Consider the following 14,484-nt stretch of genomic DNA (forward strand, 5'->3'; position numbering starts at 1 on the left):
CCTTAAGTTGATTTTCTGAGGCTGGAAATATCTACTTTAAGTGCTTTCGGTAAAGAAAAAGCAATATTTTCGATTTGACCTTTATCTTCAATAATCGCGTCAACACCCAACATTTTCAGCTTATCCACCACAGCCTGAACCAACGATTCCGGGGCTGAAGCTCCAGCAGTTAAACCGATTTGTTTTTTATCTTTTAACCAGTTTTCATCAATTTCATTGGCATCATCAATCAGATAAGATTCTGTGCCAAGTTTCGTCGCCAACTCTTTGAGTCTGTTAGAGTTTGAACTATTTATGGATCCTACTACCAGCACTAGATCGCAATTTTCGGCCAGACGTTTTACTGCATCCTGACGATTCTGTGTCGCATAGCAAATATCATCTTTACCGGGACCAGTGATGTTTGGAAAGCGTTCACGCAAAGCATCAATCACCATCCTGGTATCATCAACCGATAAAGTGGTTTGAGTGACAAACGACAGGTTATTGGGATCTTTGACTGTTAATTTAGCGACATCTTCTGGTGATTCAACCAGATACATCGCTGTTGGATCAGCAGTATATTGACCCATTGTACCTTCGACTTCGGGATGACCGGAATGCCCAATCAGAATACATTCACGGGCAACTTTTTCATGTTTGGCGACTTCAAGGTGAACTTTGGTGACTAACGGACAAGTGGCATCAAACACTTTCAGGCCACGTTGTTTGCCCTCTTCCTGCACGGCTTTGGAAACACCATGTGCACTGAAAATCAATGTACTGTTATCTGGTACATCGGCTAATTCTTCAATGAAAATTGCACCTTTGTTGCGTAAGTCTTCGACCACGGTACGATTATGCACAACTTCATGGCGAACATAGATCGGTGCACCGAATAACTCCAGAGCACGCTCTACAATTTCAATGGCCCGATCGACTCCGGCACAGAAACCTCGTGGATTGGCTAATACCAGTTTGGTCATTTACAACACTGCCTTTGGATAAGAACCTAAAACGCGGAAAACAGAAGATTCCGACTCCAGTTCCTGTAATGCACTGGCAACCGTCGGATCCTCACAATGACCGTCAATATCAATAAAAAAGACGTATTCCCAGATGCCCTTCCGTGAAGGTCGGGATTCAATTCGACTCATACTAATGCCTTTGTCAGCTAAAGGTTTCAGTAAGTTTTGTAATGCACCCGGTTTATTTTTTGTGGAGACCAACAATGCGGTTTTATCCACACCTGACGGTCCCACATGCTGACGACCAATGACCAGAAACCGCGTTGTGTTGCCCGCTTCATCTTCAATATTGCTGGCCAGGACTTTTAATCCATAAATTTCTGCTGCCGTGCTGGCCGCAATTGCTGCACTATCATGATTCATTTCAGCAACACGTTTTGCTGCTTCGGAATTGCTGTCCAGAGGAATCAGTTCAGCCTGGGCCAATTGATCACCTAACCACTGTCGACATTGAGCCAGCGCCTGTGGGTGGGCGTAAACCTTTTTAATATCAGCAAGCTGTGCAGCATTACTCAACAGGTAGTGATGTATCGGAAGTGTCACTTCACCATTGATTTTTAAGGGTGAACTGACAAATCTGTCCAAAGTATGATTGACCATACCTTCAGTAGAATTTTCAACTGGCACCACTCCGTAACAGGCATATTCTGTTTCAACAGCACTGAAAACGTTGGCAATCGTACTCACCGGATGAAGTTCTGCAGATCCGCCAAAATGTTTTAAAGCAGCGGCCTGAGTAAACGAGCCTTCCGGTCCAAGATAGGCAATACGTAATGGTTTTTCTGCGGCCAGACAAGCTGACATGATTTCGCGGAATAATCTGGCCATCTCTTTATCAGATAGTGGGCCTACATTACGTTCCATTACCTGACGTAAAATCATCGCTTCACGTTCAGGGCGATAAAAATCTGCTTGTTCGCCGGATTGCTGTTTTATTTCTGCAACCTGATGCGCTAGTGCCGTGCGTTCGTTTAATAAGTCCTGAAGTTGCTTATCGACTTTATCAATCTGCTCACGAACGGCTTGAAGAGCTTTTTTCTCGGACATGTTTAACCAAACCTGCGCTCAAATTCAGACATAAACCATATCAGTTTATCAACCCCGGCTTCAGGCATAGCGTTATAGATGCTGGCACGCATTCCGCCCAAATCACGATGCCCCTTAAGTGTGAGCAAGCCTTCTTTGGCTGCATCCGCCAGAAACTGTTTATCCAGATCGCTGTTTGCCAATGTAAACGGAATATTCATCCATGAGCGATAGCGAATATCAACCGGATTGGCATAAAAATCACTGCCATCAATCGCGGCATAGAGTTTAGTGGCTTTTCGCTGATTGATTTCAGCCATGCCCTCTAAACCACCCTTCTTTTTCAGCCACTGAAAAACTAAACCAGCAAGGTACCAGCTGTAAGTTGCCGGTGTGTTATACATTGAGCCATTATCCGCATGAACTTTGTAGTCAAACATCACAGGTGTTCCCGGCAAGGTTTTACCAATCAAATCTTTACGCACAATAACAATACACAGTCCTGCAGGACCAATATTTTTTTGAGCACCAGCGTAAATCAGCCCAAAACGATTCACATCAATCGGACGCGACAGAATGGTTGACGACATATCCGCAATTAATGGGGTATCCCCTACTTCAGGAATATCTGCAAACTCGATTCCATGAATCGTTTCATTTGGCGTGTAATGCACATAAGCCGCATTATCCGATAACTGCCATTCAGACTTATCGGGTATGGTCCGGTAATGCGATGGTTTGGCATCAGCAACCACATTTACTTTAGTGTAACGACCGGCTTCGGTAATGGCTTTTTCCGACCAGGCGCCGGTATTAAAGTAATCCGCATGTGATTTGCCATTAAGCAGATTCATCGGAATCATCGAAAACTGGCTGGACGCACCGCCCTGTAAAAACAGCACGGCATAATCATCCGAAATCCCCATCAATTCACGTAAGTCGGCTTCAGCCTGTTCAGCGATCGAGGTATATTCAGGACCTCGGTGACTCATTTCCATCACCGACATACCGGTACCATGCCAGTCCAGCATTTCCTGCTGAGCAGTCAGCATTACATCGTCCGGCAACATCGCTGGGCCGGCACTAAAGTTATAGGCTCTCAAAGTGCTTATTCTTCCGTTAAATCATCAGTGTGTGGCAGATCGTCGATATCTTGATCTTCATCTTCAATAACGCGTTCCAGACCCACCAGTTTTTCTTCATTACTGAGATTAATCAGACGTACACCCTGAGTATTACGTCCTACCAGAGAAACATGTTTAACAGGTGTACGAACCAGCGTACCGCCATTGGTAATCAACATGATCTGATCTTCGTCACAGACTTGTACTGCACCGACGACCTGACCGTTACGTGCAGAAGTCTGGATTGAAATAATGCCCTGACCACCACGACCCTGGACACGATACTCTTCCAGGTTGGTGCGTTTACCGTAACCGAACTCGGTTGCTGTCAGAATGGCACCTTCCTGCTGAGCAATAATCAACGAAATGATCTGTTCACCATCGGCCAGACGCATACCACGAACACCACGGGAAACACGGCCCATTGAGCGAACATCGGTTTCAGGGAAACGGATAACTTTGCCGTTGCTGCTAAACAGCATGACATCAGACTCACCATCCGTTAATGCTACCCCAACCAGTTTGTCATCGTCTTTCAGATCGACCGCAATAATACCGTTGGCGCGTGGACGAGAATAATCGACTAATGGCGTTTTCTTGACCGTGCCACTAGCAGTTGCCATAAAGATAAATTTATCGGCTTCAAACTCACGAATAGGCAATACCGCATTGATACGTTCGTTTTCTTCCAGAGGCAGCAAGTTCACAATCGGTTTACCACGGGCCGTACGGCCACCTTGTGGTAATTCATAAACTTTCTTCCAGTAAACCTTACCGGTACTGGAGAAACACAATAAAGTGTCATGCGTATTGGCAATAAACAGATGTTCAATGAAATCTTCATCTTTCATTGAAGTGGCTGCTTTACCTTTACCACCACGGCGTTGCGCCTGATAGGTATCCAACTGCTGTGTTTTGGCATAACCAGCATGCGATAAAGTGACCACCATCTCTTCTTCAGTGATCAGATCTTCCAATGTCAGATCCAGATGAGTATCCAGAATTTCGGTACGGCGGTTATCACCATACTCATCATTAATTGCTACTAATTCCTGACGGATAACAGCCATCAGATTGTCTGGGTCACTCAAGATAGCCAGCAAGTCACGGATTTGATCCAGAACTTCACGGTATTCCTGCAGGATTTTGTCTTGTTCCAGACCGGTCAGTCTATGCAGACGCATATCCAGGATAGCCTGGGCCTGAACCGGCGATAAATAATATTGTCCTTCTACCAGACCAAATTCAGCGGCCAAATCTTCTGGACGTGAAGCCTGTGCACCAGCAGCGCCAAGCATTTCCAGAATCATTTCGCTGCGCCAGCCTTGCGATAATAAAGCTTCTCTGGCTTCAGACGGACTTGGCGAAGCTTTAATCAGCTCTATAACTTCATCAATGTTCGCCAGTGCAGTGGCCAGGCCTTCCAAAATATGGGCACGGTCACGGGCTTTACGCAGTTCATAAATCGAACGACGAGTCACCACTTCACGGCGATGACGAATAAAAGCTTCAAGGATTGGTTTAAGGCCCAACGTGCGTGGCTGACCATCAACGATCGCCACCATGTTGATACCAAACACCGTTTGTAACTGGGTTTGCTGATATAGATTGTTCAGAATAACTTCGGGCACATCACCACGTTTGATGACCACCACCATACGCATGCCGTCTTTATCAGACTCATCACGCAGGGCAGAAATACCTTCGATTTTTTTCTCTTTGACCAGCTCGGCGATTTTTTCCAGCAAACGTGCTTTGTTAACCTGATATGGCAGCTCGTGGACAATGATACTTTGCTGACCAGTGGCTTCATTGGTTTCGATTTCGGCGCGAGCACGCATGTAAACACGACCACGGCCGGTTTCATAGGCTTCAGCAATACCGTTGGCACCATTGATAATACCGGCAGTCGGAAAGTCCGGGCCGGGAACGAATTCCATCAAATCACGAGTAGTAACACTCGGATCATCAATAATCGCAATACAGGCATTCAGGATCTCTGTCAGATTATGTGGCGGAATATTGGTTGCCATGCCCACGGCAATACCGGAGGAACCATTGACCAATAACGCTGGAAATTTAGTGGGTAAAACAGCTGGCTCAGATTCGGATTCATCATAGTTAGGGATGAAATCAACAGTTTCCTTGTCCAGATCGGCCAGCATTTCGTGGGCGATTTTCGCCATACGCACTTCGGTATAACGCATCGCGGCAGGTGGATCACCATCGACTGAACCAAAGTTACCTTGACCATCAACCAGCATATAGCGCATTGAGAACGGCTGGGCCATACGTACCATCGTGTCATAAACAGCAGTATCACCATGAGGGTGATATTTACCGATAACGTCACCGACAATACGTGCAGATTTTTTGTATGGGCTGTTCCAACTGTTTCCTAATTCACGCATTGCATATAAAACACGACGGTGAACAGGTTTCAGACCGTCCCGGACATCCGGTAAGGCACGTCCTACGATAACGCTCATTGCGTAATCGAGGTAGGACTGTTTCATTTCATCTTCGATACTGATCGAGTCCAGTTCCAGAGCAATCTCAGACATTTAATATTCTTCCAAAATGAACAAAAGCAAGCCTAGCTTGTTGAAGTTTCAGACAAAAATTTCTGCTGCCAAAACCCGAACAGATGCTAACCATAACAAAGGAGTAATCCTACCACTCTGAGCGATTTCCTGCACGTTTATAAGATACTGCTAGGGTGTACCAGCTTTATCAAAATAATCGCTCAAATCCTGCTCCAACGTCGCGAGAATTTCTTCCAGCGCATTTTGCCAGCCAGTTACAACGGTTTGCGGGTTTGTTTCATCAATCGATGCATCAACACGAAAACCGGTTTGAAACAGCATCTTGCTACGATCAGCATCGCCCGGACTCATAAAAAACTGCATTTCTAAAACAGCCTGCGGCGGATACTCGGCGCGCTCTTCACCATAAAGTTTGGTGACTGCCGCTTCCAACACTAAATCTGCTGGTTGAGAATCATCGGTAATGACAGCACTGAATAAACCACTCTTAGACAACCATCGTTGTAATTGTGAGGTAAACATTACCTGCGGATCAGTAAGCAACACATGTCCTGCCTGCGGTTGATATTCATTGTCGCCAATACGAAACACAATATTCTCGGTGCGATAATGGGGTGCTATACGAACAGGTTTAATGCGTAAAACCCGGTTCTGGGCAAACTCCGCAGCAACATTACCTCGATCAACATCGACAATATAAAAACGCGGTTGCATATCGTCAGCTTCTTTATCTCCACCACCAAAGCCAAAACAACCGGTCAATAAACTGAACAGAACGAAAACCAGCACTCTCTGCCATCTGTGAATCACGAAATGTTGTACTCCTGAAAAAATTTTCTGGAAAATGTGTTTAGGGTCAATTTAGCTTTCATTACCGCCTGGATGAATGGAAAAACTGCGTCCCAGTAATGGTTGAAACTCAAAGAAAAATAGACCCAACGAAACCTGCCGTTATAATACTGGTGGTGACCATCCCTTCTCAAATAATTTAGGCGTCAGATGGACGAGATAAAAACCAAGATCCGCGATATCGCAGATTTTCCCGAACCCGGCATTTTATTCAAAGACATCACCCCGTTAATGCAATCCCCTGTCTTACTGCGTCAGGCCGTTGAATTGCTGATTGCACCCTATCGAAATTCCAATATAACTGCCGTCGCTGGTATGGAAGCCCGGGGCTTTATTTTTGGTTCACTCGCCGCCTCAATGCTAGAGGTCGGATTCATTCCACTGCGCAAACCCGGCAAACTGCCTCACACTACCCATAAGGTCGAATACCAATTGGAATATGGTGAAACCAGCCTGGAAATTCATGCCGATGCCTTGGCAGAAAACGACAATATTTTAATTGTTGATGATGTGCTTGCCACCGGCGGCACGGCCAAGGCCAGTTGTGAATTAATCCAACTACTCGGTGGTAATGTGGTTGGCTGTGCATTCCTGATGGAAATCACTGGGCTGAATGGCCGTTCTTTACTAACTGACTTTAACGTACACAGCGTAATCCAATACTGATGAAGTTTTTACTGTTTTTATTATTTGCCTCTCCCGTTGTTGCAGACACGGTTTATCAATCGGCTGTGCACGAAGCAAAATGGCAGACTGAAGAATCACCGCTTTCCTGCAGCTTAAGCCATGACGTTACGGATTTTGGGGATATCCTTTTTCATCGCGAAAATGGTGAGCCGCTGCAGCTTACTATTTCCACGGCAGATCATCCCGCTTCGCAAAACACTGCTGAACTGATGATCATCAACACGCCCTGGCAGTTCGATCAGGTCAGACAAAAGTTAGTGACTCTGCCCATCAGCTATGGACAGCGTGAATTCAGGGTGGAAGGTAATGCGGCGCAAAAAGCGCTGGCGGCTTTGCAACAAGGTCAATTCGTTCAACTGCAGTATGCCTCGCAAAGCAGCATTCAACCGGTCAGCGTGATTTTATCCAATGTGCAATTTCTGCCCGCCATGCGCGAGTTTCAGGAATGTTCAGACAAAATGCACCCGGATAGTTTTAACGATTTAAAGCAATTCAGTGTGTATTTTGAATCCGAAAAAGCCATTCTCGACAACAGTGCTTCTCAACGGATGAAACGATTGGCGGAGTATCTGAAAGTGGATGACAGCATCACCCGCATTATTATCGAATCGCACACCGACAGTTTTGGTCGAAGAGAACTGAATACCGAGCTTTCAGATAAACGCGCGCAAGTGGTGAAAAACTTTCTGATTGAACAGGCTGAAATCGACGAAGGCATTATCGAAACGCATTCCTATCGTGATAACAAGCCTGTTGCGAGTAATAAAACACCTGAGGGTCGTGCCCAAAACCGCCGTACGGAATTACGTTTAATTCGCTGAATGACGCCATAACGTCAGTAAATCATGGGTGACTTTTTGATAATCAGCTGCTTTGGTAATCGCTGAAATCATTGCCACTGACCCCACCCCGGTTTTATGCAACGCTGTTGCACGCGGCAGATCAATCCCGCCAATGGCAACCAGCGGCGTATGCCCATCTAATAAGCGTATCCATTCTGCTAACCGATCAAACCCTTGGGGTTGCCACGGCATTTGTTTGCTGTCAGTTTCAAATATCGGTCCCAAAGCAATATAACTGGGGTTTACCGCTAAGGCTCTGGCCAGTTCCCAATATGAATGGGTCGAAATCCCTAATCGCAATCCGGCCTGCTCGATTTCCAGTAAATCAGCATCATGTAAATCTTCCTGGCCCAAATGCACACCATACGCACCATTATCAATCGCCATACGCCAGTGATCATTCACAAAAAACTGAATATCACCATGTTGATGAGAGATATCCACCGCACTGGCAATCTCAGTATTCAGAAATGCGTTATCCGTTTGTTTCAACCGCAATTGAATGGTTTTGATGCCAATGGTTAATAAACGATTGACCCAATCCGCACTATCCACCACCGGGTAGATTCCCAATCGTTCTGGACATTCGGGAAAACTAAAACTTTTTCCAATCAGATCCGGGGTATAACTCAGTCGTGGAATATCTCGAAGTTCAAATGGTTGCTGTTGATGAGAAAACAGCTGATAAGGCCCTAATGTCTGCGATTCCCGAATCCCGCGGTTGATATAACTGCGCGATAAAATCACTGCATCACGTATATCTTGGCCTTGTGCTAGATAACACGCCAGACTGGAAGCCAACACGCAGCCAGTGCCACGAACATTTTTATTCAACCGTGGTTGATAACAATAGAAATGGCCAAACGCATTGGCAAAATAATCCGACACAAAACTTTGATCGCCATGCCCGCCTTTCACCAGACACGCTGACAATCCTTCTTCAATTAAATGGCGGACCTGCTTCTCCACCGAGCCGGTGACATTCTCAGAGAGATACGCTATCTCAGGTAAATTTGGCGTCAGCAACGTGATCTTGGGTAAGACGGAGTTACGCACAAACTCCAATATTTCCGGCGTAGCCTGCTTTCCCCCACTCGTAGCCGCCATCACCGGATCCATCACTATTGGCACATCATGGATTTTAAGAATACGTTCAATCGCCTCGGCTATCTCCAAATCAGGTATCAAACCAATTTTGATAGCAGCAATGTCAAAATCCGCAATACAGCTTTCGTATTGTTTGAGAAATTTCTCAGCCGTTAGTGGATTTAATGCACGCATACCGCTTTGTGTCTGTTCCGTCACACAGGTAATTAACGGAACAGGATGAAAACCATGATGGCTCACGGTTTGGATATCTGCTGTCAGACCAGCACACCCCTGAGGATCCATGCCACCGATTAATAAGATAGCTTTTTGTGAATGATCAGCCATGTTGCTGCCAGATTGGTTGGTCTAACGTCGGTGTACTGGGCTTGGCGGAATCACGTTTTGGCATAATGCCCGCTTCAAATGCCAGACGTCCTGCATTGATGGATTGTTTAAACGCTTCAGCCATAAGCGCCGGTTCAAGTGCTTCGGCCACCGCGGTATTTAACAGAATGCCGTCATAACCAAGCTCCATCGCCTGCACTGCATCAGAGGGTTTACCAATGCCGGCATCCACTAATAAAGTCATTTCCGGCAAGCGTTCTCTTAATGTTCTCAACGCATAAGGATTAAGCAATCCCTGACCAGTACCTATTGGCGCACCCCAGGGCATTAAAACCTCACAACCTGCATCCGCCAGTTTCTGGCACAGCACCAAATCATCAGTGCAATAGGGAAAGACTTTAAAGCCATCGGCAATCAGGGTTTTGGTCGCTTCCAATAGAGCAAACGGATCCGGTTGCAAGTTAAAGCTGTCACCCAATACTTCGAGTTTGATCCAGTCAGTTTCAAATAACTCACGGGCCATATGGGCTGTTTTAATTGCCTCGGCTGCACTGTAACAACCCGCTGTATTGGGTAATAAATGACAGCCCAGCGCTTCAATCATGTTCCAGAATTGCTGACCGCTATTGGCCTGCCCGGCACTTTGCCGACGCAGAGATACGGTAATCACCTGAGCGCCTGATGCTTTAATGGCATCACACATCACTTGAGGTGAAGGATAAAGCGCCGTACCAATAAATAAACGGCTACTAAGGGTTTGACCGTAAACGGTCCAGTCAGATGCCTGCATTTCAGCCTCCACTGATCGGCGACAGCACATCAATGCGATCGCCTGCTGATAATTGATAGTTTGGATGTGCTGATTTGGCGATAATATTGTCGTTAATCACCACCACAAACCGGCCTTCTATCCAGCCATGCTCAGCCAGAAACGCCTGCAAATTAAAGCTTGTGGTTTCTATGGGCTGTTCATTCAAAATAAGTGAAATGGGTTGAATCGACTCAGCTTGCATAACGCACTCCCGAATCTGTTTGTTCTGATAATGTTGTCAGTAATTGGTCGACCATTACCGGCCCCAACAAATAACCATGCCGATACAGGCCATTGATTTGATAACCCCACTCCTGCTGGCGAATCGTGGGTAAATGATCAGGTAATGCCGGCCGGCAATGCGCCCGCATTTCCAACACTCGGGCTTCTGCAAAACCTTTATGAATGCTGTAAAGCGCTGATAGCAATTCCATAGCACTACGTACACTCACTGGTGACCGATCTTCGGATTCAATTACCGTCGCCCCAATGACATATTGTTGATCCGGTCTGGGGGCCAGATACAGCGGATAACGAGGATGCATTAAGCGTACGCACTGTTGCAGATTCACTTCCGGCGCATGGACACGCAGCACCTCACCGCGAACCCCACGCAAGTCTTTCAGATCCAACTTGCTGCCATTGCCCCGGCAATCAATCACCGAGGTAAATTTATCCAGCGAATGCCCAAGCGTTTGCTGACAAAGTCGTTCCAATGTAGCGTTGTTTAGCGTTTCAATCGGTTCAATGGTTTGCCAATTGGCGTGCTTAGTTAGAAACTCACCGACCTGCTGATAAAACTGGCGATTATCCAGACAGCTCTCTTGCGGGAAATACAACGCCGACCGAAAATTCTCGGCCAGTTCAGGTGACAGGTTTTGTAACTGCTGAGCGTCAATTTGCTGATAATCAGTCGGATCCAGAATATGTGCTGCACGCCGTTTATACCGTGCCAGTTCAGCCTTATCGCCTTCGTGCGCGACGACCAACGTGCCGCTCTGCGGATTAAATATTGGCTTTTCAAACTCAGCCAGCCATTTATCCCACAGCGCTTGACTTTGAATACCTAGATCGCGAATCGACCGATCTGCGGTCACCGCTTCGGTAAATGGCGCGATCATCGAAGCCGCAATAAAACCGGCACTGTCGGTACCGGCTTTATCGTCTGATGACAGAATCGTCACGGCATGACCAGTCTGAATCAGACGCCAGCTTGTCAGGCGTCCAATCAGACCGCTACCGATAATCAGATAATGCTTCATAGCGTTCTGAATCCGATCCAATCAAACCTGATGATAGATTTTGCTGCCAGCCGCCTTGAACTCTTCTGACTTCACAGTAAACGCCTCTTTCACATCATGTGAAATCTTCATTGAGCAGAATTTTGGTCCACACATAGAACAGAAATGCGCCACTTTAGCACTCGGTTTCGGCAGGGTTTCATCATGGAAAGCACGGGCAGTATCCGGGTCTAACCCGAGATTGAATTGATCTTCCCAACGGAATTCAAAGCGTGCTTTGGAAATTGCATCATCACGTTCATGAGCACCCGGATGACCTTTAGCTAAATCGGCTGCATGCGCTGCAATTTTGTAGGTAATGATGCCGGTTTTAACGTCATCTTTATTTGGCAAACCCAGATGTTCTTTAGGTGTCACATAACACAGCATCGCCGTGCCAAACCAGCCAATCATCGCCGCACCAATGCCCGAGGTAATATGGTCATAACCTGGTGCAATATCGGTGACCAACGGCCCCAAGGTATAGAAAGGCGCTTCGTGGCAGACTTCCAATTGCAGATCCATGTTTTCCTTGATCTTGTGCATTGGCACATGACCCGGCCCTTCAATCATCACCTGCACATCATGCTTCCAGGCAATATGGGTTAATTCACCCAAAGTACGCAGTTCGGCAAACTGGGCTTCATCGTTGGCATCGGCCTGTGAACCTGGACGTAAACCATCCCCCAGCGAGAACGACACATCATAGGCTTTCATGATTTCGCAAATGTCTTCAAAGTGCGTATACAAAAAGCTTTCTTCATGATGTGCCAGACACCAGGCCGCCATAATCGAACCACCACGCGACACAATACCGGTGGTGCGATTTACGGTCAGAGGAATATGCGCCAGACGAATACCAGCATGAATCGTAAAGTAGCTGACGCCCTGCTCGGCCTGTTCAATCAACGTATCGCGAAACACTTCCCAGGTCAGATCTTCGGCAATACCATTCACTTTTTCCAAGGCCTGATACAACGGCACGGTACCGATAGGCACCGGTGAATTACGGATTATCCATTCGCGGGTCTGGTGAATATGTTTACCAGTCGACAAATCCATTACCGTGTCACCACCCCAACGGGTGCTCCACACCATCTTTTCCACTTCTTCTTCAATCGAGGACGTGGTAGCAGAGTTACCGATATTAGCGTTGATTTTCACCAGAAAGTTACGACCGATAATCATCGGCTCAGCTTCAGGGTGATTGATATTGGCTGGAATAATCGCACGACCTTCGGCGACTTCTTTACGGACAAATTCCGGGGTAATGTGATTGGGTTTATCGGCTGGCAATTCGCCTTTGGCTTGCAGTGCAGCACGGCCCATGCTTTCGCGAATGGCGATATATTCCATTTCCGGGGTGATGATACCCTGACGTGCATAGTGCATCTGACTGACGTTTTTGCCGGGTTTGGCTTTGCGTGGCAGACGACGATTGGTGAACAGCGGAATATCAAATTCCTGCCCATCCTGATCACGGGTGAAGTTGGAACTGAATGCGGGTAATACTTCGGTATCGTCACGTTCCTCAATCCATTGCTGACGAATCGGCGTTAAGCCTTTTTCCAGATCGATTGTTTCAGTGGGATCGGTGTAAATACCAGAGGTGTCGTAAACCATCACCGGCGCATTCGGCTCACCCGGCAGATTAGGATCACGGTTCGGTGTATCGGTCAGAGAGATTTGACGAAATGGCACCCGCAGATCATCACGACTGCCGGTAATATAGATTTTTTCAGAACCTGGTAATGGCTGAGTAGTAATGCCACTACGGTCTTTAATATCAATGACTTTTGGATTGGCTGCTGACATCTGATTTCCCCTTTTTGAATAAAAAAGTCGGGGAAATGAAGACGTTGCGCTTTCGCGAACAAGGTGATGGAGATACACGGCGGCTACAGTCAGACAATCAGACGTACCGGCATTCCGGCTTGTTTCCTACGGAGGTTCTAGCCTCTTCAGGTTCAACGGGTTTCATCTCAGCCCTTTCTGATAATTCAGAGGGGGCACCCCGACAAGTGGAAATCATCCTAAACTAAAAATGATTTTTTACACAAGCATCATCTGGCACAATGGGTCACATCAAACGGCATGAATTCAGGCAACATCGGCCATGGCAGATAACAAAAATAAAAATGATGACGACGAGTTTTCCTTGTTTCGCAATGAAATGAGCGACGCCGAGCCGATCAAACACGACCGATTAGTTCATCGAAAACCACCGCCGCCGCCAACGGTCAGAAAGCCCTCCGCAGCCGAACTCACCCATGACAGCAGCGAGTTTTCCAGTCTATTTGCCCCCGAAACCGTGGGTAACGAAGAGTATCTGGAATATCGTGGCGACGGCATTCAAAACCGCCAATTCGCCAAACTCAAAAGTGGCAGAGTGCATCTCGAAGCTGAACTCGATTTACACGGTCTCACCCTCGCCAAAGCCGAACCCACCCTCTCCCAGTTTCTAGAACAATGTCAGGAACAAAAGATACGTTGCGTGCGAATCATTCACGGCAAAGGCTGGGGATCACGCGATAACAAACCGGTTTTAAAAAGCAAACTCAATCACTGGCTCAGACAAAGTGATGCCGTACTGGCGTTTTGCAGTGCAACAATTGAGGATGGTGGAACTGGGGCTTTGTATGTTTTGTTGAAAAGGCAGTTTGAAAAGTAAATTACTAACTAGCCTTTTCGTATATTTCAAGTCATTGACTTTTTAATAGTATTTAAACTTACTTACAGTTGATCATTTGTATAAATCATTCAATTATTTATTTTATTCGAGACTGGTTGGCTTAGAATTAGATGGCCTCCCAAGAGTAATGATAAGGAAATCAGCCTCATTAAAATGCTTTAGGTTCACTTGAACCATAGTAGGAGC

The 14,484-nt window shown here is 46.5% G+C and carries 13 protein-coding genes and 1 riboswitch; of the genes, 3 read left to right on the plus strand and 10 right to left on the minus strand.

Annotated elements, in window-relative coordinates:
* Positions 1–2 precede the first annotated feature (2 nt).
* The 5 genes from ispH to AC08OG_RS08990 form a co-directional block, all read right to left on the minus strand.
* On the minus strand, positions 3–965 hold the full coding sequence (ispH, locus tag AC08OG_RS08970; RefSeq protein ID WP_482929333.1) for a 4-hydroxy-3-methylbut-2-enyl diphosphate reductase: 963 nt from the start codon (positions 963–965) through the stop codon (positions 3–5).
* Complete coding sequence (pheA, locus tag AC08OG_RS08975; protein WP_292357317.1) at positions 966–2,054, minus strand: prephenate dehydratase; 1,089 nt, start codon at positions 2,052–2,054, stop codon at positions 966–968.
* A gap of 2 nt (positions 2,055–2,056) precedes the next feature.
* The gene (gene serC / locus AC08OG_RS08980) at positions 2,057–3,136 is read right to left on the minus strand and encodes a 3-phosphoserine/phosphohydroxythreonine transaminase (RefSeq protein WP_482929334.1); all 1,080 of its coding nucleotides are present in this window, start codon (positions 3,134–3,136) and stop codon (positions 2,057–2,059) included.
* Between the two features lie 5 nt (positions 3,137–3,141).
* A complete protein-coding gene (gyrA, locus tag AC08OG_RS08985; RefSeq protein ID WP_292357320.1) occupies positions 3,142–5,721 on the minus strand; it encodes a DNA gyrase subunit A in 2,580 nt (859 codons plus the stop codon).
* A gap of 150 nt (positions 5,722–5,871) precedes the next feature.
* A complete protein-coding gene (locus AC08OG_RS08990; RefSeq protein ID WP_292399116.1) occupies positions 5,872–6,513 on the minus strand; it encodes an ABC-type transport auxiliary lipoprotein family protein in 642 nt (213 codons plus the stop codon).
* 189 nt (positions 6,514–6,702) lie between these two features.
* Between AC08OG_RS08990 and AC08OG_RS08995 the strand changes: the two genes are divergently transcribed.
* A complete protein-coding gene (locus tag AC08OG_RS08995) occupies positions 6,703–7,218 on the plus strand; it encodes an adenine phosphoribosyltransferase (RefSeq protein WP_482929335.1) in 516 nt (171 codons plus the stop codon).
* Positions 7,218–8,060 (plus strand): OmpA family protein, encoded by an 843-nt coding sequence (locus tag AC08OG_RS09000; protein WP_482929336.1) that lies wholly within the window; start codon positions 7,218–7,220, stop codon positions 8,058–8,060. The genes AC08OG_RS08995 and AC08OG_RS09000 overlap by 1 nt, the downstream gene beginning before the upstream one ends.
* Here the strand turns inward: AC08OG_RS09000 and thiE are convergent.
* From thiE to thiC, 5 genes are read right to left on the minus strand one after another with little or no spacing between them, the layout of a single operon-like run.
* Positions 8,049–9,515: a thiamine phosphate synthase gene (gene thiE / locus AC08OG_RS09005; RefSeq protein ID WP_482929337.1), complete on the minus strand. Its 1,467-nt coding sequence runs from the start codon at positions 9,513–9,515 to the stop codon at positions 8,049–8,051. The genes AC08OG_RS09000 and thiE overlap by 12 nt on opposite strands.
* Positions 9,508–10,305, minus strand: coding sequence for a thiazole synthase (locus AC08OG_RS09010; RefSeq protein WP_318987697.1), 798 nt, complete (start codon positions 10,303–10,305; stop codon positions 9,508–9,510). Before AC08OG_RS09010 ends, thiE begins: the two co-directional genes overlap by 8 nt.
* 1 nt (position 10,306) lies before the next feature.
* Positions 10,307–10,528, minus strand: coding sequence for a sulfur carrier protein ThiS (thiS, locus tag AC08OG_RS09015; protein ID WP_482929338.1), 222 nt, complete (start codon positions 10,526–10,528; stop codon positions 10,307–10,309).
* Complete coding sequence (locus AC08OG_RS09020; RefSeq protein ID WP_482929339.1) at positions 10,518–11,588, minus strand: FAD-dependent oxidoreductase; 1,071 nt, start codon at positions 11,586–11,588, stop codon at positions 10,518–10,520. The genes thiS and AC08OG_RS09020 overlap by 11 nt, the downstream gene beginning before the upstream one ends.
* A 21-nt stretch (positions 11,589–11,609) precedes the next feature.
* A complete protein-coding gene (gene thiC, locus AC08OG_RS09025) occupies positions 11,610–13,421 on the minus strand; it encodes a phosphomethylpyrimidine synthase ThiC (protein ID WP_439503417.1) in 1,812 nt (603 codons plus the stop codon).
* A gap of 106 nt (positions 13,422–13,527) precedes the next feature.
* Positions 13,528–13,633, minus strand: a riboswitch (TPP riboswitch).
* Between the two features lie 89 nt (positions 13,634–13,722).
* Between thiC and AC08OG_RS09030 the strand changes: the two genes are divergently transcribed.
* Positions 13,723–14,277, plus strand: a complete 555-nt coding sequence (locus tag AC08OG_RS09030; protein WP_439503418.1) for a Smr/MutS family protein — start codon at positions 13,723–13,725, stop codon at positions 14,275–14,277.
* Positions 14,278–14,484 lie beyond the last annotated feature (207 nt).

It is taken from the genome of Methylophaga sp. F7, assembly GCF_056863975.1.

What these genes read in the sequence shown, in the direction of transcription:
- AC08OG_RS08995 (WP_482929335.1), top strand. Translation starts at nt 6,703, where the DNA reads ATGGACGAGATAAAAACCAAGATCCGCGATATCGCAGATTTTCCCGAA.
- ispH (WP_482929333.1), bottom strand. Translation starts at nt 965, where the DNA reads ATGACCAAACTGGTATTAGCCAATCCACGAGGTTTCTGTGCCGGAGTC.
- thiE (WP_482929337.1), bottom strand. Translation starts at nt 9,515, where the DNA reads ATGGCTGATCATTCACAAAAAGCTATCTTATTAATCGGTGGCATGGAT.
- AC08OG_RS09020 (WP_482929339.1), bottom strand. Translation starts at nt 11,588, where the DNA reads ATGAAGCATTATCTGATTATCGGTAGCGGTCTGATTGGACGCCTGACA.
- AC08OG_RS09000 (WP_482929336.1), top strand. Translation starts at nt 7,218, where the DNA reads ATGAAGTTTTTACTGTTTTTATTATTTGCCTCTCCCGTTGTTGCAGAC.
- thiC (WP_439503417.1), bottom strand. Translation starts at nt 13,421, where the DNA reads ATGTCAGCAGCCAATCCAAAAGTCATTGATATTAAAGACCGTAGTGGC.
- pheA (WP_292357317.1), bottom strand. Translation starts at nt 2,054, where the DNA reads ATGTCCGAGAAAAAAGCTCTTCAAGCCGTTCGTGAGCAGATTGATAAA.
- AC08OG_RS09030 (WP_439503418.1), top strand. Translation starts at nt 13,723, where the DNA reads ATGGCAGATAACAAAAATAAAAATGATGACGACGAGTTTTCCTTGTTT.
- thiS (WP_482929338.1), bottom strand. Translation starts at nt 10,528, where the DNA reads ATGCAAGCTGAGTCGATTCAACCCATTTCACTTATTTTGAATGAACAG.
- AC08OG_RS09010 (WP_318987697.1), bottom strand. Translation starts at nt 10,305, where the DNA reads ATGCAGGCATCTGACTGGACCGTTTACGGTCAAACCCTTAGTAGCCGT.
- gyrA (WP_292357320.1), bottom strand. Translation starts at nt 5,721, where the DNA reads ATGTCTGAGATTGCTCTGGAACTGGACTCGATCAGTATCGAAGATGAA.